Source organism: Kosakonia sp. YIM B13588 (assembly GCF_042788165.1).
GTDB lineage: Bacteria > Pseudomonadota > Gammaproteobacteria > Enterobacterales > Enterobacteriaceae > Kosakonia > Kosakonia sacchari.
The window spans coordinates 143,707-161,118 of record NZ_JBHZPO010000005.1 but is presented as its reverse complement, the minus strand read 5'-3'; the positions used below and the strand labels follow the sequence as shown (position 1 = coordinate 161,118).

Below are 17,412 nucleotides of genomic sequence, written 5' to 3'. Positions count from 1 at the left end.
GAAACAACACATATTTTTGTGAACGCGGATACTTATAATAGGCGCGCAGAAATATGAAACATTTAGAAACTCCATGCGTGCTTTCTTTCACTCCCGTCTGGGATCACAATCAGTGGCGTAATGATGAAAAAAACAATTCTCGCAGCCGGTGCTGCTCTGGCGCTTTCCGCTTCTTTTACTGCTAACGCAGCGGATAACAGCAAACCTGAATACGTTTCCGACTGGTGGCACCAGAGCGTAAACGTGGTGGGCAGCTACCACACCCGTTTCTCGCCTGTTCCGCGTAACGATACTTATCTGGAATATGAAGCGTTCGCCAAGAAAGATTGGTTTGATTTCTACGGCTACCTGGATGCGCCGGTCTTCTTCGGTGGTAACACCGGTGCGAAGGGGATCTGGAACCACGGTTCGCCGCTGTTTATGGAAATCGAGCCGCGTTTCTCTATTGATAAACTGACCGGAACCGACCTGAGTTTCGGTCCGTTCAAAGAGTGGTACTTCGCCAACAACTACATTTACGACATGGGTCGCAACGCCTCCGGCCGCCAGAGCACCTGGTACATGGGTCTGGGTACCGATATCGACACCGGTCTGCCGATGAGCCTCTCCCTGAACGTCTATGCGAAATACCAGTGGCAGAACTATGGTGCTACAAACGAAAACGAGTGGGACGGTTACCGTTTCAAAGTGAAATATTTCGTGCCGATCACCAGCCTGTGGGGCGGCCAGTTGAGCTACATCGGCTTTACCAACTTTGACTGGGGTTCAGATCTGGGCGATAGCCGCTACTATGTTAACGGCGAGCAGCAACGTACCAACAACTCCATCGCTTCCAGCCACATTCTTTCTCTGGGCTACGATCACTGGCACTACTCTGTAGTTGCACGTTACTGGCATAACGGTGGTCAGTTCAAAGACGATGCAACGCTGAACTGGGGCGCAGGCGACTTCAGCGCGCGTTCTACCGGTTGGGGTGGTTACCTGGTTGTTGGTTACAACTTCTAATCCCGCAGCATTGCACAAGAGCCGACCCGATGGTCGGCTTTTTTATTGCCAGCGCGCTTTCTGCAGGTTAACGAAATCCTGCATCGATCTGTCCGCGCGTTCCGTAAATGTCTTGCCGGTAAAAGCGACCGATGTGCAGCGATCGAGACGAAAACAACGATAGTCATCGCGTAGCGTACACCACGACACCAATACCCACACGCTTCCCATAAACGACAACCCTAACGGATGGATCACCCGCTCCGAGGCTTTTCCTTTGTCGTCTTCATAATGCAAATGCAGCTCCTGATGCAGCCGCATCGCTTGGTGCATAACATCAAACCAGACGCGCACCTGCGGGTATTTATCAAAATTGGGTGAAACAATGCGGTTGCGTTCAGCCGTAATGCGTTTGTCGTAAGGCAGAACCGCCAAAAGTTTTTCCTGCGCCGAACCGGCAGCCTGTGCCAGCGTATCACCGCTCCAGGTTTGCAACATGCCGATAGCGGCAATGAGTGCTTCAACCTCAAGACCGGTAAACATTAACGGCGGCAAATCGAAACCGGGCAGTAAACGGTAACCGCTGCCCGCCTCGCCCTGAATCGGTACGCCGGAAAGCGACAAATCGCGAATGTCGCGATAGATGGTGCGTTCAGAAACCTCCAGCCGCTCGGCCAGTAGCGCCGCCGTCACGCGACGTCGGGTACGCAGAACCTGGACTATCTGAAACAATCGATCAGCACGACGACTCATAACTTATCCGGATGAAGAAAAGCCCGCGCATCAGCGCGGGCATCAGTGGTTCAGGCGGGTTGATGCAATCCAACCCGGTTACCCTCACTGTCAATAATCAGGGCAATAGTACCAATGCCCTGCGGCAATACTTCCGGGCCAAAACAACATTCACCGCCCTTTTCACGCACGCGCTCCAGCGCAGCCGCAAGGTTTGCCGTCGCCAGGTAGACTACTGTACCACCGCTTGCCGGCTGGAACATTGGCCCTTTTACCAGCGCACCGCCGGTCGCGGGTTTTACATGCGGAAATACCGCCATTTCGATACCAGCTACGGTCTCATGGCGAAACTGACCACCTAATACATGCTCATAAAACGCGACTGCACGATCCAGTTGCTGTACCGGCAATTCAAACCAATTCACTAATGTGTTCATGCTCTGTTCCTCTGCGTTAGAAAAATCAACACAGCGAGTCTGCCAGAGGGCTCCTGACAGCATATTGTCAGTAGGGATCGTCTTACTATTTTCCGTCCCGTCTCGATAATTATCCGAAAAACATAATTAACTAGAGCATTAATGAGCAGGCTATGTATTCAAAGCGAAATGATATCTATAAACTCCGCCCCCTGCCGTAATGGGTAGCCGATACAAACAGGAATTACACGCTAAGGAACAGGGAACGATGTGGGCAGTTGAAATGCAGGCCGTCAGTAAAAGTTATTTATTAGGACAGGTTCGTGTTGACGCATTAAAAGAGGTGACGCTCAACATTGCAGCAAAACGGTTTACCGTATTATCCGGTCAGTCCGGCAGTGGCAAAACGACACTACTGAACTTAATCGGCGGTATTGATACTCCCGATAGTGGCCGTCTGGTGATCGCCGATCGCGAAATGAACAGCCTCAATGACGACCAGTGCAGCGCTTTTCGCGCCCGTAACCTTGGATTTATCTTTCAGAACTTCAATCTTATCCCGGTGCTCACCGCACGTGAAAACGTCGAAATTCCGCTTCTCGCACAGCATCGTACGGCGGCCTGGCGCAAACAGGCAGTCAACGACATGCTTGAAAGCGTCGGCCTTGGCGATAAAGCCGATTCGTTGCCGAACCAGCTCTCTGGCGGACAGCGCCAGCGCGTCGCCATCGCCCGGGCGCTCATTCACCGCCCAACGCTGGTGGTGGCCGACGAACCCACTGCGAACCTCGACAGCAAAACAGGCAAATCCATTTTACAGCTGTTACGGCGTTTGCAGCAGGAGCATGCCGTTACGGTGGTGTTCTCTTCCCACGATCCGCAGGTGATTGCCGAGGCCGATGATTTGTATGTCGTCCACGACGGCAGTGTGAACGGACCGAGCGATCGCTAAGGAGAGAACATGCTGAAACTAAAAACGCTCAAACACGCGCTGCGCAACCTGCTGCGCAACCGTCGGCGGACCTTATCAACACTCTGTGCAATCGTGGTGGGTGCCGTCGGTATTCTGCTGTTTGGCGGTTATAACCACTCGATCAAATACAGTTTGCAAACGACATTCGTGCGTAGTACCGGTCATCTGCAAATCCAGCATCAGGATTATTTACTGCACGGTACGGGAAACCCGGCGCAATACAGCATCCGCAATTACCAGAAAGTGATGGATATCATCGCCCGCGATCCGGTACTGCAACCGATGCTCACCGTCAGCACGCCGGTGCTAATGCTGACAGGCATCGCCGGGCATTATGCGGTTGGGACGTCACGTCCGGCGCTTATTTACGGCAGTGAAGCCGCAGGGAAAGTACAACTGAACAAATGGGACGAATACCACCTCGGTGATTTCCTGCAAAACCGCCAGATATACTCTGGTGTCGCAGCGGATTCGGCATTTATTGGCGGCGGCCTGGCGCGTTTGCTGCAATTGTGCGACCTCGCAAAAAACCAGCCTTGCAATGCTCCTCGAGCCAAAGAGAACCACGCCGCCGATCTTCCGGCCGATCTTCTGCAACTGTCGCAGCAAGCGCGACAGGCGCACGCTACAGACAGCGACAATTACATTGAACTGCTGGCGGCTTCCGGTAACGGCGCGCCAAATATTGTGCGCGTTAAAGTGGAAGGCATTCAGCCGCAACCCGCTCGCGAGCTGGATGATAGCTTTGTTGGCATCCATCTGCACCAGGCGCAACAACTGCTATTTGGTCAGGAGACGCCAGGCGTGACGGCTATCATTCTGCAACTGCACAGCACCTCGCAACTGGCGGCGGCGCGAGCGCGGCTCCAGCAGCTTTTTGCCAGCGAACTCGCGGATTATCCGCTGACAGTATACGACTTCACCGAGCTGCAGCCGTTGTATAAACAGGTACTGAAAATGTTCGACAACATGCTCAATTTCATGCTGGTTCTCATCCTCGCCATCGCGCTATTTACCGTCAGTAACACCATGGGAATGGCAGTAATGGAGCGCACGGTGGAGATTGGCACGCTGCGTGCTGTCGGGCAGAAACGGCGTGATATCCAGCGCTTGTTTCTCAGCGAAGGTTCGCTACTGGGTGTGTTCGGCTCGATTACCGGGGTAATCGTCTCTTTAGTGCTGGCGTATCTGATCAATCACGCCGGGCTTACCTGGCAGCCTCCCGGCGTGACAGTGCCAATCAGGATCCATATCAGTGTGTGGGGAGAGTGGGCAATGGTTAGCAGCGTAGTCGGCGTGTTGTTGCTGATAACCGTGATCTCATCGTGGTGGCCTGCACGCCGCGCGGCGAATGTCTCTATCGTCGAGGCGCTGCGCCATATCTGATCCTGCCCTTCATCTATCAACAAGGAAGAACGTAATGCAATTGCAAAAGAAACCACTGGCACCCTTGTGCCTGGTGTGGCTCTTGTTGGCCGCGATGCCAGCAAGCGCCGCGCTTGAAGCGCAACAAATCCTGAAAAAAAGCGACGAGGTGCGTAACCCGGATCGATCCTTTAGCCTGGTCACAACGCTTATCAGTTATAAAAACGGCAAGCAGAACGACACCAGCAAACTGGTGCTTTACTCGCGCGCATCGCCGAATGGCGGTCAATTCCGCAGCCTGCTGCGCTTTATCAGTCCGCAGCGCGATGCGGGAAAATTGACCCTGAAAAGTGGCCGCGATCTCTGGCTTTATGACCCGGCAAGTCAGGCGAGCGTGCCAATCTCCCCGCAACAGCGTCTGTTGGGGCAAGCGTCTAACGGCGATGTCGTAACGGCAAACTGGGCCGAAGATTACAAGGCAAGCCTGGTGGCAGAAGAGCAGATCCAGGACGGCGAAAAGCAAATGCGCGACTGCTACCACTTGCATTTAGTCGCAACCAATCCGGACGCGCCCTACCCTTCGATGGATCTTTGGGTCGACAAAAACGATTTCAAAAGCCGTAAAGCGGAGTTTTACGCCGTTAATGGCAACCTGCTGAAAACGACCTGGTATCGTCGCTACGAACCCGCACTGGGCGGCGTGCGCCCCACCGAGGCGGTGATTATTGATGGCGTCAACGCCCAGCTTGTTACCGTTCTGCGCCAGCAGAATTTTGCCTGGCGGGATGTCCCGGAAGCGTGGCTACAACGCGATTATCTGGCGCACTTTAAGGATACGGATCAATGAAGGCCACGCGCACGCGCTTAAGCTGGCTCATCGCACTCGGCGCGCTGTGCAACGCTTCTGCCAGCGCACAGCAGGATAGCACCCTGGCGGCGCTTGAACTGGCGGATAAGACCGAGTTTACCGCTGTGGAAAATAAGGCGCTGAGTGGACTACTCGAAATAGCCAGCAGCCTGAACGAAAACAGCGCTAAAGAGCAACGTGCGTCGCTGGATATGCGCTGGGACAAAACCCTGTTACGCAACTGGCGGGCTGTACTTTCGAACCGCTTCGATAGCCGTTTCTCTCACGCTCTAAACCAAAACCGCAATATCAATACCTTGCGTGAAGCCTGGCTTAGCTATGCGCTGACATCTCAGGCCTCCATCGATGTCGGACGCATTAACACCCGTTATGGTGTTGCGCTGGGCTATAACCCTACCGATTTTCTTGGTCGCGGTACGGTGCGTTCAGCCATATCGGCCGATCCGGAATCCCTGCGCAGCAACCGCCTGGGCAATGCCATGATCCGTTTGCAAAAATTTTGGGACAAAGCGGCTGCAACGGTAATCTGGTCGCCAAAAATCAGTGCCAGCCAGCGGCAGAACAGCGCCAGCCTTGACTGGAATGCCAGTAATCCCCGTGAACGGGTTTTACTGGCGGGAAGCTATCGCTTTGCCGAAAACCTTAATCCTCAGTTATTGCTGCTACAGGAAGAACACCGATCACCTCAGTTGGGCGCCAACCTTTCGCGGGTTCTGTCGCGCTCCACGCTGGTCTATGCGGAATGGGCGGGAGGACGCCAGCCCTTCAACTGGCAGGAAGCGTTGCCCGAAAGCCAGTGGGATATGGCGTGGCGTAACCGTGCTGCAGTTGGTTTAACCTGGACCGGCGAGAACCATTTAACCCTGCGTCTGGAGGGGCACTATAACGGCAGTGCCGACAGCAAAAAGGCCATCGCCACACTTCGTGCCGCTCCCCCTTATATTGTCGCGCAGATTGCAGCCTCTCCCGCAGACAGCACCGCGCAGCAAGCGCAAGACGGGCTGACGCCACGGCGTGGTGCGCTATTGCAGGCGTACTGGAAAGACATCGCCGACCAGTATGACTTCAACCTGATTTGGCAGCGGGATTTGCAGCGCCAGAAAAATATGGGATTTGTGGAGCTGAGGCGTCACCTGAATTCGGTGGATATCGCCCTTCAGTGGCAAAAAATCTACCGCCCTGAGGTGAAAAAAACCTATAGCGTGCGGCCAGACAGGCGCTGGCAACTCTCCGTGGATTACTATTTTTAAACTGCCTGATATTGCCGGGGTATCATCAATCCCCTACCCGCAATAGCAGTGCGAATAACCTGACTCCCCCTCCCAACAGGCGTTGAAGGGAAATTCATCCGCTTCAGGAATATAACGCGCAGTCCTGAAATGGACACAGGCATTTTATCTATCAAACCTTACAAACCGGGCTTAAATATCATGGTCATTTTTCTTACTGGTCAGATAGAAAACAGGAATAGAACATCGTATCTTCTCTATCCCGCTTACATTCCTCAGGCAGGTTTAGGAGGTTAATCTATGTCCATTAATATTTTAATTGTGGATGAGCATGCAATTATACGTCGGGGAATGACCTCGATGATTAACTCACTAAAAAACAGCAATCTAAATACTGATAAACTTGATATCGATGTTATCGGTGATACCAATGAGCAAACAGAGCTTCTCGATATTCTCGCCAGTAAAAAAGTGGATCTACTCTTTCTGGGTTATGGCCTGCATACCATTAAAACGGGTAACCCTGTGTCGGAACTGGATGGCGTTGCACTGGTAAAATGGATTTCAAGTCGTTACCCCAATACAAAAACCATCGTTTTATCGCCTTATAACAATACGAATCTTATTCGTATTGCGCTGGAGGCGGGTGCGAAAGGCTATATAAGTCGTAATACCAGCGAACGTACGCTCTGGCGAGCCATTACTACCGTGCTGATGGACGAAGTCTATATTGAAAGAGGGTTAATGGATTCACTTTTCCGCCGCGATGCGCTGACGCCGCAGGAATTATCAACGCGCGAAAGTGAGGTTTTACGCTTATTATGCCGTGGGCTTTCGTTAACAACGATTTCCAAACGCATGAACATCAGTATTAAAACTGTCAGCGCACATAAACTCCGCGCCATGGGAAAACTCAATGTGCGAACGGATTGTCAACTTTATTGTTTATTATTTCAGACGCGGATGTTTGATATCGCAATGTAAATTGCTGCATTGCATTTAATTTATTAGCCGGTAAATAAAAAGGCCTCTGTATTTTTCCAGCTCAGGCCTTTATGTATCACTTAAAAATTATCAACAGTTATTTAATCCATTTATTGATAACTTCCTGACTGCAAGGCTTGAACAAACAGCCATCCATTCCTGCCGCGATGCATTGTTCAACAACCTCGGCTTGCGCAATGGCGGTGAACCCCAATAGCGTTGCACGCGTCTCTCCGGAACGCAGCTCTTCCGCGCGAATCAGCTTTGCAAGGGTAAAACCATCCATCACTGGCATGTTGCAGTCGATCAAAATGTAATCGTAGTTGCGGCTCATCAGCCAAAGGGTTAGCGCTTCTTCTCCATTCGTTGCTTCGCTGACCTGATGACCAAGAAATTCAAGTTGATGACGTAACAACATAAGGTTTGGCGGGTAATCATCAACAATGAGCACCCGTCTTACGCCGGAAGATGAGCGCCTTGCTGGCACAGCCGACTCATGTTCAGCAGCATTGACAGATACCGCGGGCAAGCGCAAACGCACATGGACAGCGGTACCTTCGCCTGGGGTGCTTTCCAGCGTTAATTCGCCTTTCATCAGTTCGCACAGGGTACGACAGATAAACAGCCCCAGCCCGGAGCCGAGCCGCGAGGCATATTTATCGGAACTCAACTGGGTGAAGGGCTTAAAAAGCCTTTTTTGGTCTTCGGGCGTAATGCCGATACCGGTATCTTTAACGGTCAGCGAAACCGCAATCATCCCCTCAACAGCCGGTTCATGTTTTAAAATGACGTCTATTGAACCTTCGCGGGTAAATTTAACCGCATTACTTAACAGGTTAGAAAGGATCTGTTTGTAACGATGAGGGTCAATTTTTAGCAGACACCGATCGCCACCTTCTACATGCATATTAATCGTTAGCTGTTTTTGATCGGTCGCCTCTTTGAATAACAGCGCCACCGAGCGAGTCAACGCAATCAGCTCCTCTTTTCGCGGCGCTATTGCCATACGGCCCGATTCAATCCGTGAAATATCCAGAATATCCCCCACGACAGCGAGTAAATTTTTTGCGGCATCGTGCGCAACTTCCAGCATTGGCTGTGGCTGTTGCGCCAGCACATTCTGTTTGATTTGCAGTTCGAGGATGCCAAGAATCGCGTTTAACGGCGTGCGAATTTCATGGCTCATCACCGAGAGAAAATTCGTCTTCGCCCTATTTGCCGCTACGGCTTCATCCCTCGCTTCATTCAATTGCTGAATGAATTCCTGCCGCTCCGTCATGTCTATCCAGCCACTTAAAACACCATTGTTTCGGCCATCGCTCCCGTGAAAAGGAATGATCCAGTAAAAAACAGTGCGTGATTGGGCTGAGTGGTTAAACGTCAGCAACCTGTCACGCATGTGCGGGACACCCGTGGTAATCACCCGTTGATAGTCGCGGTGGAACTCACGGATCATGAATTCCGGCAGAGGCAAAACATCGACGGTTTTCCCATACACCTCTTCGCGCGTGACGTTCATCTCTTCCAGATAGCGGATATTACAACTGACAAGCTCCCCGCGCAGATTACGCACCGCGACCGGCCAGGGGACGGAAAACATCATATTGCTCATGCAGGCGAGTTGCTCTTTAAGCCGCTGCTGCATACGTATGCGCTGGTTGACCTGGCGTCTGAGCGAAATAATCCATACCATCGAGATGATAACAATCACCGACATCACCAGGCTAATGACCTTGATATGACGGCGCCCACCCTGCCAAAACACGCTCTTTTGCGCAGCAACTCCATTATTCACCGGAAACGTATTTACGGCTGCAGATCCGACAGGAGGAGTTGCTTGAACTATTTGCTTTTCTGCTGCTCCGCTGCCGGAAATATCGGCTGTATAAAAAGCGATATTTGTCGGACGAGCATTTACTGCGAAGCAGCAAGTAAAGAGAAGCGATAATAAAAAAACGCACCATTTAATATGGTGGAAAATAAAAGAAAACATTCTCTTTTCCTGGTTTTTAATTGCTGGCCAATACAATGTGTAAAAACACAATTAATATTCCAGACCGGGTATACTCACGGCAAATCAACCGAACAAAAACACCAGTTGGTTATAATCTTTAAACATGAGTGAAATAAAACGCTGACGCATTTTAGAAATATTTTCTTGATTTATCGTTCCCTCATCGATCAACTTCGGCAATCGTTCCATCACAATGCAGTAGCGTATCGCCCGGCGCATTCCCAAAAGATACCAGGAAGATTTCATTCGGTGGGCAAGATTCGCAATTTGAAGGAGTGTTCCTGCGCGCGCGATGATATCGAGTTGTTGAATATCGGACGCTAACGCCTGTAAGAGCTTCGGGAGCATGGCATCAATTATTGGCTGCTGATGATTCGCCAGCAGATGTAATTCACGCAGCTCCGGTTGCGCTATATCCCTCGACTGAAAAGAGCAGCGTAAACGCTCTGCAGATAAAGGAAGAGACAAAATATGGTCGAATCCCTTCAGACGCAGCATTGATTCTGTTTCTGGCTGTTCATTGTCTATGCAGGCCAGCAATAACGAAGGTAATGTTAATTCTCCCGCCAACTCCGCAGCGAGAAGTTTCTCAACTAAATCAACACCTGAGTGTGCACTCTCGCTCAAATCGACCAATAGCGCATGCCAGGGGTGACGGGAAAGCACATTCTGCGCATCGTTTATATTCACAGTAGCGATATTTACATTACTGCAAAAGCGCAGTTGTCGGGCGAGCGCGCACTGCTGCTCAGCACTGTACGTCGCAAGTAGTGTCTGCATTCCATGCATAACAAACTCCATGTCGTTAACTTGTTAATCCAATTTGCTGCAGGTATTGATAGAGCTCGTATTCGGAGGTGACACCCAGTTTGCGCATGGCACTTTTTTTCTGTGCGCTGACGGTTTGTTTCGTCCTGCTAAGTCGGGTACTGATATCGTTCACCGTCATGCCGCGCAGTAACAGGCGCAACACCTCATTCTCTTTTGGCGTCAACTTCACCTCAAGTTGCGCGGAAGCGTCCTCTTGCGGCGTATTCGTTCTCGGGGAAATAGCAGGCGAGGTGAGCGCTTGCAATGTCTGTAACAGCTTTGTCGACAAGCTGGCCTTATTTAATACCGTGTGCACTCCGAGACGGAGTAATGAATGCTGAATACCGGGGTTATTGATCATAGAAACCACAATAATCAGTAAATCTGGCCAGCGTCTTTTTAATAATTGAATGAGCGCCAGACCATCATTGTATCGCTCTCCGGGCATGCTGAGATCGGTTATCAGAATATCAGTTGCGTGCTGCTCCAGCTTTGCCACGACTTCATCGGCGGTCATGGCTTCATCAATGATGAGGTATTGCGCGGAAAGTGGTGCGAGTAACGTTCGCATCCCCATTAAATAAATAGGGTGATCATCTGCAATCAACACTTTTTTAGGTTTCAACACGCTTAGAAATCTCTGGCCACAGCCATATCATTACGAATTCACGCACTTTAACAAAAAAAAATGGCAATGCAGAATGAATATTTAATAAAGGAAAGGCGCTCGCATTTTATAAAAATAAAAAAGCGAAATTAATATATTTAATAAATAAATGCGCTTTTATTATAAATAGAAAAAATGCCACAGATAAAAAAACCGCAGCACGTGGCTGCGGTTTGTTCGGTGCAACGAATGCTTACGGCAGAATAGACGGCTGGTCCGCCCCTTCTTTTTCCACTTTCTGCTGCAGTAAATGCTCGCGCTTCATTCCCATTTTCAGCGCCAGAGCAGACGCGACATAGATAGACGAAGCCGTACCGATGGAAACACCGATAAGCATGGTCAGCGAAAAGCCCTTCAGCATCGCGCCACCAAAGAGATAAAGCATCAAAATCACGACTAACGTCGTACCGGACGTGATCAACGTACGGTGCAATGTTTGCGTCAGAGAGATGTTAAAGATCTCGTATGGCGTGCCGCGGCGGATCTTGCGGAAGTTCTCACGAATACGGTCAGATACCACGATGCTGTCGTTAAGCGAGTAACCGATTACCGACATCAGCGACGCCACGATGGTCAGGTCAACCTCAATCTGGAACAGCGAGAGTACGCCCATCGTGATAATGACGTCGTGCGCCAGCGCGATAACCACGCCCGCCGCCAAGCGCCACTCGAAGCGGAAACCGACATAAACCAGAATGCTGATCAACGCGACCAGCAGCGCCATCCCACCCGTCTGCGCCAGATCTGCGCCCACGCTCGGACCGACAAACTCAATACGTTTCACGGCTGCATTTTGGCTGGTCGCTTCGTTAATCACGCTAACGACTTTACTTCCCAGCACCTGGCCACCGGTTTCGCCCTGAGCAGGCGGCATACGAACCATGATGTCGCGGCTGCTACCGAAGTTTTGCAGCAGCGGCTCCTGGAAGCCCGCTTTCTCCAGCGCGTCACGCATCAAATCCATATCCGCTGGTTTTTCCAGCGAGATTTCGATAACCGTACCACCGGTAAAATCCAGGCCCCAGTTAAAGCCGCGAACGCCCATCACAGTAATGGAGAGGATCAGCAGCGCGCCGGAAATGATAAAAGCCCAGTTGTCCCAGCGCATAAAGTCCCAGACTTTACGGCCGTGGTTCAATTGTTCAACAGTATAATCCTGTGCCACAACGCACTCCTCAGATAGACAGCTTGTTAATGCGTTTGCCGCCGTACAACAGGTTGACGATGGCACGGGTGCCGACAATGGCGGTGAACATAGAGGTCGCCACACCGATACCGGTGGTGATCGCAAACCCTTTAATTGAACCAGTACCTACTGCGTAAAGAATAAGTACTTTGATCAACGTGGTGATGTTCGCATCGAAAATGGACGAAAAAGCACCCTGATAACCTTCGTGAATCGCCTGCTGTACCGAACGGCCGTTGCTCAGCTCTTCTTTAATACGTTCGTTTATCAGAACGTTGGCGTCCACCGCGACCGCAAGGGTAAGCACAATCCCGGCAATCCCCGGCATCGTCAGCGTTGCGCCAGGCAACAGCGACATAATGCCGACAATTAACACCAGGTTGGCGACCAGCGCAGACGTGGCGATCAGACCAAACTTCTTATAGAAGAAGATCATGAAGATAATGGAAACCACCAGACCTGCCAGGCACGCTTCCAGACCCTGCGTGATGTTCTGCGAACCGAGCGTTGGGCCAATGGTGCGTTCTTCAACAATCTGAATCGGCGCAATCAGCGCACCGGCGCGCAGCAGCAGCGACAATTGACGCGCTTCGGTCGGGTTACTGATACCGGTAATACGGAAGCTGTTGCCGAGGCGAGACTGGATGTTGGCGATGTTAATCACCTCTTCCTGTTTCACCAGCACCGCACGTCCGTTGGCATCTTTTTTACCGCTGTCTTTGTACTCCACAAACAAAGTCGCCATCGGTTTACCGATATTGTCCTTGGTGAAGTTAGACATGATGTTGCCACCCGCGCTATCGAGCGAAATGTTCACCTGCGGTTGGTTGTACTCATCCTGGCTGGAGGTGGAATCGGTGATATGGTCACCGGTCAGGATCACGCGTTTGTACAGCACAACGGGCTGGCCTTCACGCGTCTGTTTCACTTCGGAGTCACCCGGTACGCGGCCAGCGGCGGCGGCGGAAGCATCCACACTGCTGTTAACGAGGCGGAATTCCAGCGTCGCAGTAGCGCCCAGAATCTCCTTCGCACGTGCCGTATCCTGAATCCCCGGCAGCTCAACCACGATGCGGTCAGCGCCCTGGCGCTGTACCAGCGGCTCAGCCACGCCCAGTTGGTTTACACGGTTACGCAGGATATTGATGTTCTGCTGAACAGCATATTCGCGGGCTTCGCTCAGACGCGCATCGCTCATCACGGCACGCAGTACGTTGTCGCCCTGATTGGAGATAACGAGATCGCGATGGCGGGCTGTCAGGTAAGTGTTCGCCTGATCGCGCGCCGCGCTGTCGCGGAACTGAATGCTCAGGCCATAGTTATCTTCCTTACGCACGGTGGTGTAAGGAATGCCTTTGTCGCGCAGATCGCTGCGCAGGCTGTCCATGTTCTGTTCCTGCAGTTTACTGAGCGCCGTTTGCATATCCACTTCCATCAGGAAGTGCACACCGCCGCGCAGATCGAGACCGAGTTTCATCGGTTCGGCTTTAATGGCGGTCAACCAGCGTGGTGTAGCCGGAGCAAGGTTAAGCGCGACAACGTACTGATCGCCTAACGCGCTGACCAGCACTTCGCGGGCGCGCAACTGCGTATCAGTAGAATCGAAGCGAGCAAGAATCGCGCCCTCTTCCAGAGCCACAGACTTCGCGTTGATTTTTTCTTTTTGTAGATCGTTCTGGACCTGGATCAGCGTTTGCTCACTGGCGGCGACGCCGCGCGCGCCAGTGATCTGAACAGCCGGATCCTCACCATACAGGTTGGGAAGTGCGTAAAGCAGGCCGACGATAATGACGACGACCAGCATAATGTACTTCCACAAAGGATAACGGTTTAACACGGCAGTTCCCTTTGGGAAAACAATAGATTACAGCGCCTTCATCGTGCCTTTCGGCAGAACGGCAGCTACGAAGTCACGTTTGATTACCACTTCGGTGGTGTCGTTCAGTGCGATAGCAATGTAGCCAGTGTCTGCTACTTTGGTCACGCGGCCAATCAGACCACCGTTGGTCAGCACTTCATCACCTTTAGCGATGGAGTCCATCAGCTTTTTATGCTCTTTCGTGCGTTTTTGCTGCGGGCGTAGGATCATGAAGTAAAAAATCAGACCGAACACCACCAGCATCGGAATCAACGTCCACTGGCTTTGGCCTGCCGGTGCGCCTGCTGCTGCTACCGCATCAGAAATAAAAAAGCTCATTCAAATTCCCTCATTATTAAATTAATCAACGTTCAAAGGTGGTACGGACCGCCCCTGACGCTGGTAAAAATCCGCGACGAAGCTCTCTAATTTACCCTCTTCGATAGCCTTGCGTAAACCAGCCATTAAACGCTGATAATACCGCAGGTTATGAATGGTATTGAGACGCGCGCCCAATATTTCGTTGCAACGGTCGAGATGATGCAAGTAAGCAAGAGAATAATTGCGACAGGTATAGCAATCACACTCGCTATCAAGCGGGCCGGTATCGCTTTTATATTTCGCGTTACGGATTTTCACCACGCCATTGGTCACAAACAGGTGACCGTTACGGGCGTTGCGCGTCGGCATCACGCAGTCAAACATATCAATGCCGCGTCGCACGCCTTCAACCAGATCTTCTGGTTTACCGACGCCCATCAGGTATCGTGGTTTGTCTGCGGGGATTTGCGGGCAGACATGCTCCAGAATACGGTGCATATCTTCTTTCGGTTCGCCCACAGCCAGACCGCCGACAGCGTAGCCATCAAAGCCAATCTCTACCAGACCTTTGACCGAGATATCGCGTAAATCTTCGTAAACGCTGCCCTGAATAATACCGAACAGCGCGTTTTTGTTACCCAGCCCATCAAAACGCTCACGGCTGCGTTTCGCCCAGCGCAGAGACATCTCCATGGAGCGTTTTGCGTAATCCCAATCCGCCGGATAGGGCGTACATTCGTCGAAGATCATCACGATATCGGAACCGAGATCGTACTGAATCTCCATCGATTTTTCGGGATCGAGGAAAATAGGATCGCCGTTGATCGGATTACGGAAGTGTACGCCCGCTTCGGTGATCTTGCGGATGTCACCAAGGCTGAACACCTGGAAACCGCCGGAATCGGTAAGGATTGGGCCTTTCCACTGCATAAAGTCGTGCAGATCGCCGTGCAGCTTCATGATCTCCTGACCCGGACGCAGCCACAGGTGGAAAGTGTTGCCGAGGATAATCTGCGCGCCGGTGGCTTCAACTTCTTCCGGCGTCATCCCTTTTACGGTGCCGTAAGTACCCACAGGCATAAACGCTGGCGTTTCAACCACGCCGCGATCAAACACCAGACGACCGCGGCGGGCGCGTCCGTCAGTGGTATCCAGTTCAAATTTCATTTCTTCTCCAGCCAGAAAGACAGTCTGACGTTTAAAACCAGCGCCGCGGACCTATTCCCCGACGCGTTCAAAAATGGCTTGCGGATTGTACGTGATAAACATCGCATCCCCGTAACTAAAAAAGCGATATTTCTCTGCAACTGCGGCGTGGTACGCATTCATGGTGTGTTGGTACCCGGCGAAGGCAGAAACCAGCATAATCAGCGTCGATTCCGGCAGGTGGAAGTTGGTGACCAGCGCATCAATCACCCGGTACTGATAACCCGGATAAATGAAAATCTGCGTATCACCGAAAAACGGCTCGATCAGATCTTTTTTTGCTGCCTGCGCGGCGCTTTCCAGCGAACGCACGGATGTGGTTCCCACGGCAACAACCCGGTTGCCACGCGCTTTTGCCGCCAGCACCGCGTCAACAACCTCCTGCGGCACTTCGGCGTATTCAGAATGCATAATGTGATCTTCAATGCTGTCTACGCGCACCGGCTGGAAAGTTCCCGCCCCCACATGCAGCGTCACAAACGCCATCTCGATGCCTTTATTACGCAAACGCTCAAGCAATGGCTCATCAAAATGCAGCCCTGCCGTCGGTGCGGCAACCGCGCCTGGCTTCTGGCTGTACACGGTCTGGTAGAGTTCACGGTCCGCCTCTTCATCAGGGCGGTCAATATAGGGCGGCAGCGGCATATGGCCGATTGCGTTAAGGATATCCAGCACCGGACGTTCGTCGTGAAACTCAACTTCGAAAAGCGCGTCGTGGCGCGCCACCATCGTCGCCCGGATATCTTCCGCGTCGCCCAGCAGCAGTTCCGCGCCCGGTTTCGGCGCTTTGGATGCGCGAATATGTGCCAGAATACGTTTATCGTCGAGCATGCGTTCGACCAGCACTTCAATCTTGCCGCCGCTGGCTTTACGGCCGAACAGGCGCGCCGGAATTACGCGGGTGTTATTGAACACCAGCAGATCGCCGGGGTTGAGCTTGTCGAGCAAATCGGTGAAAGTACCGTGCGTCAGCGCGCCTGTTGGGCCATCCAGCGACAGTAAGCGGCAACTGCTGCGCTCAGGCTGCGGATAATGGGCAATCAGGGATTCGGGCAATTCAAAGGAAAAATCGGCAACGCGCATGACACTAACTCGATACATATTTAAGAGGCGGGTAGTCTAGTGCCCACGCCCCTTCGCTGCAACCGTTAGCCGCTTTTGGACAAACAATAAGCATGAATTTTTTAGCACACCTGCACTTAGCCCATCTTGCCGACAGTTCTCTGCCCGGCAACCTGCTGGCGGATTTTGTTCGCGGCAACCCACAAGACCTCTACCCGGTGGAGATCGTTGACGGGATCCAGATGCATCGCCGTATCGACGTCATGACTGACAACCTGCCGGAAGTCAAAACCGCCCGCGAGTGGTTCCGCCCAGAAACCCGGCGGGTCGCGCCGATCACGCTGGATGTGATGTGGGATCATTTTCTCTCCCGCCACTGGGCGGAAATCTCGCCTGATTTCCCGCTGGATGATTTTGTTCGCTACGCCCGTGCGCAGGTGGCGACAATCCTGCCCGACTCTCCGCCGCGATTTGTTAATTTGAACAATTACCTTTGGTCAGAGCGCTGGCTGGAGCGCTACCGCGAGATGGCCTTTATCCAGAATGTGCTTAACGGCATGGCGAACCGTCGCCCGCGCCTGGATGCACTGCGCGACTCCTGGCAGGATCTCGACGCCAACTACGCCGCGCTGGAGTCACAATTCTGGGCGTTCTATCCGCGCATGATGGCGCAGGCTAAAGATCAGCAGCTTTAATTCTTGCACTGCGTGTGCATTACGCTATTTTGGAAAGCGTCA

Annotated in this window: 17 protein-coding genes; 7 read left to right on the top strand and 10 right to left on the bottom strand. The window is 52.1% G+C overall.

The window, feature by feature from the left end; all coding sequences use genetic code 11:
- The first annotated feature begins 123 nt into the window (after positions 1–123).
- Positions 124–1,005, top strand: a complete 882-nt coding sequence (locus ACFX4U_RS11320) for a nucleoside-specific channel-forming protein Tsx (RefSeq protein ID WP_313506418.1) — start codon at positions 124–126, stop codon at positions 1,003–1,005.
- A gap of 42 nt (positions 1,006–1,047) precedes the next feature.
- Here ACFX4U_RS11320 and ACFX4U_RS11315 read toward each other — a convergent pair whose 3' ends face one another.
- Positions 1,048–1,737: a YafY family protein gene (locus ACFX4U_RS11315; RefSeq protein ID WP_175274088.1), complete on the bottom strand. Its 690-nt coding sequence runs from the start codon at positions 1,735–1,737 to the stop codon at positions 1,048–1,050.
- Between the two features lie 50 nt (positions 1,738–1,787).
- Complete coding sequence (locus tag ACFX4U_RS11310; protein ID WP_131410064.1) at positions 1,788–2,153, bottom strand: VOC family protein; 366 nt, start codon at positions 2,151–2,153, stop codon at positions 1,788–1,790.
- Between the two features lie 247 nt (positions 2,154–2,400).
- Here ACFX4U_RS11310 and ACFX4U_RS11305 point away from each other — a divergent pair, with 247 nt between their 5' ends.
- From ACFX4U_RS11305 to ACFX4U_RS11285, 5 genes are all read left to right on the top strand, one after another.
- Positions 2,401–3,084: an ABC transporter ATP-binding protein gene (locus ACFX4U_RS11305; RefSeq protein ID WP_305736952.1), complete on the top strand. Its 684-nt coding sequence runs from the start codon at positions 2,401–2,403 to the stop codon at positions 3,082–3,084.
- A gap of 9 nt (positions 3,085–3,093) precedes the next feature.
- The gene (locus tag ACFX4U_RS11300; RefSeq protein ID WP_313506417.1) at positions 3,094–4,491 is read left to right on the top strand and encodes an FtsX-like permease family protein; all 1,398 of its coding nucleotides are present in this window, start codon (positions 3,094–3,096) and stop codon (positions 4,489–4,491) included.
- A 34-nt stretch (positions 4,492–4,525) separates the two neighbouring features.
- Positions 4,526–5,317 carry an outer membrane lipoprotein-sorting protein gene (locus ACFX4U_RS11295; RefSeq protein WP_249879664.1) on the top strand — a complete coding sequence of 264 codons (792 nt, stop codon included), beginning with the start codon at positions 4,526–4,528 and terminating at the stop codon, positions 5,315–5,317.
- Positions 5,314–6,588 carry a hypothetical protein gene (locus ACFX4U_RS11290; protein ID WP_380218033.1) on the top strand — a complete coding sequence of 425 codons (1,275 nt, stop codon included), beginning with the start codon at positions 5,314–5,316 and terminating at the stop codon, positions 6,586–6,588. Before ACFX4U_RS11295 ends, ACFX4U_RS11290 begins: the two co-directional genes overlap by 4 nt.
- A gap of 279 nt (positions 6,589–6,867) precedes the next feature.
- A complete protein-coding gene (locus tag ACFX4U_RS11285) occupies positions 6,868–7,551 on the top strand; it encodes a response regulator transcription factor (RefSeq protein ID WP_200552999.1) in 684 nt (227 codons plus the stop codon).
- Positions 7,552–7,648: 97 nt separating this feature from the next.
- Here the strand turns inward: ACFX4U_RS11285 and ACFX4U_RS11280 are convergent, their stop codons facing one another.
- The 8 genes from ACFX4U_RS11280 to queA form a co-directional block, all read right to left on the bottom strand.
- Positions 7,649–9,544, bottom strand: a complete 1,896-nt coding sequence (locus tag ACFX4U_RS11280) for an ATP-binding protein (protein WP_313506415.1) — start codon at positions 9,542–9,544, stop codon at positions 7,649–7,651.
- Positions 9,545–9,628: 84 nt separating this feature from the next.
- Positions 9,629–10,354, bottom strand: coding sequence for an Hpt domain-containing protein (locus ACFX4U_RS11275; RefSeq protein ID WP_313506414.1), 726 nt, complete (start codon positions 10,352–10,354; stop codon positions 9,629–9,631).
- 16 nt (positions 10,355–10,370) lie between these two features.
- The gene (locus tag ACFX4U_RS11270; protein ID WP_313506413.1) at positions 10,371–11,003 is read right to left on the bottom strand and encodes a response regulator transcription factor; all 633 of its coding nucleotides are present in this window, start codon (positions 11,001–11,003) and stop codon (positions 10,371–10,373) included.
- Between the two features lie 232 nt (positions 11,004–11,235).
- A complete protein-coding gene (gene secF, locus ACFX4U_RS11265) occupies positions 11,236–12,207 on the bottom strand; it encodes a protein translocase subunit SecF (protein ID WP_305736959.1) in 972 nt (323 codons plus the stop codon).
- Between the two features lie 10 nt (positions 12,208–12,217).
- Positions 12,218–14,065 (bottom strand): protein translocase subunit SecD, encoded by a 1,848-nt coding sequence (secD, locus tag ACFX4U_RS11260; RefSeq protein ID WP_200553003.1) that lies wholly within the window; start codon positions 14,063–14,065, stop codon positions 12,218–12,220.
- Positions 14,066–14,092: 27 nt separating this feature from the next.
- Entirely contained in the window at positions 14,093–14,425 is a 333-nt protein-coding gene (gene yajC / locus ACFX4U_RS11255; protein WP_313506412.1) for a preprotein translocase subunit YajC, read from the bottom strand.
- A gap of 21 nt (positions 14,426–14,446) precedes the next feature.
- Positions 14,447–15,574 carry a tRNA guanosine(34) transglycosylase Tgt gene (gene tgt / locus ACFX4U_RS11250; RefSeq protein ID WP_020456739.1) on the bottom strand — a complete coding sequence of 376 codons (1,128 nt, stop codon included), beginning with the start codon at positions 15,572–15,574 and terminating at the stop codon, positions 14,447–14,449.
- Positions 15,575–15,625: 51 nt separating this feature from the next.
- Complete coding sequence (gene queA, locus ACFX4U_RS11245) at positions 15,626–16,696, bottom strand: tRNA preQ1(34) S-adenosylmethionine ribosyltransferase-isomerase QueA (RefSeq protein WP_313506411.1); 1,071 nt, start codon at positions 16,694–16,696, stop codon at positions 15,626–15,628.
- A 92-nt stretch (positions 16,697–16,788) separates the two neighbouring features.
- Here queA and acpH point away from each other — a divergent pair, with 92 nt between their 5' ends.
- Positions 16,789–17,370 (top strand): ACP phosphodiesterase, encoded by a 582-nt coding sequence (gene acpH, locus ACFX4U_RS11240; protein ID WP_305736960.1) that lies wholly within the window; start codon positions 16,789–16,791, stop codon positions 17,368–17,370.
- The last annotated feature ends 42 nt before the right edge of the window (positions 17,371–17,412 follow it).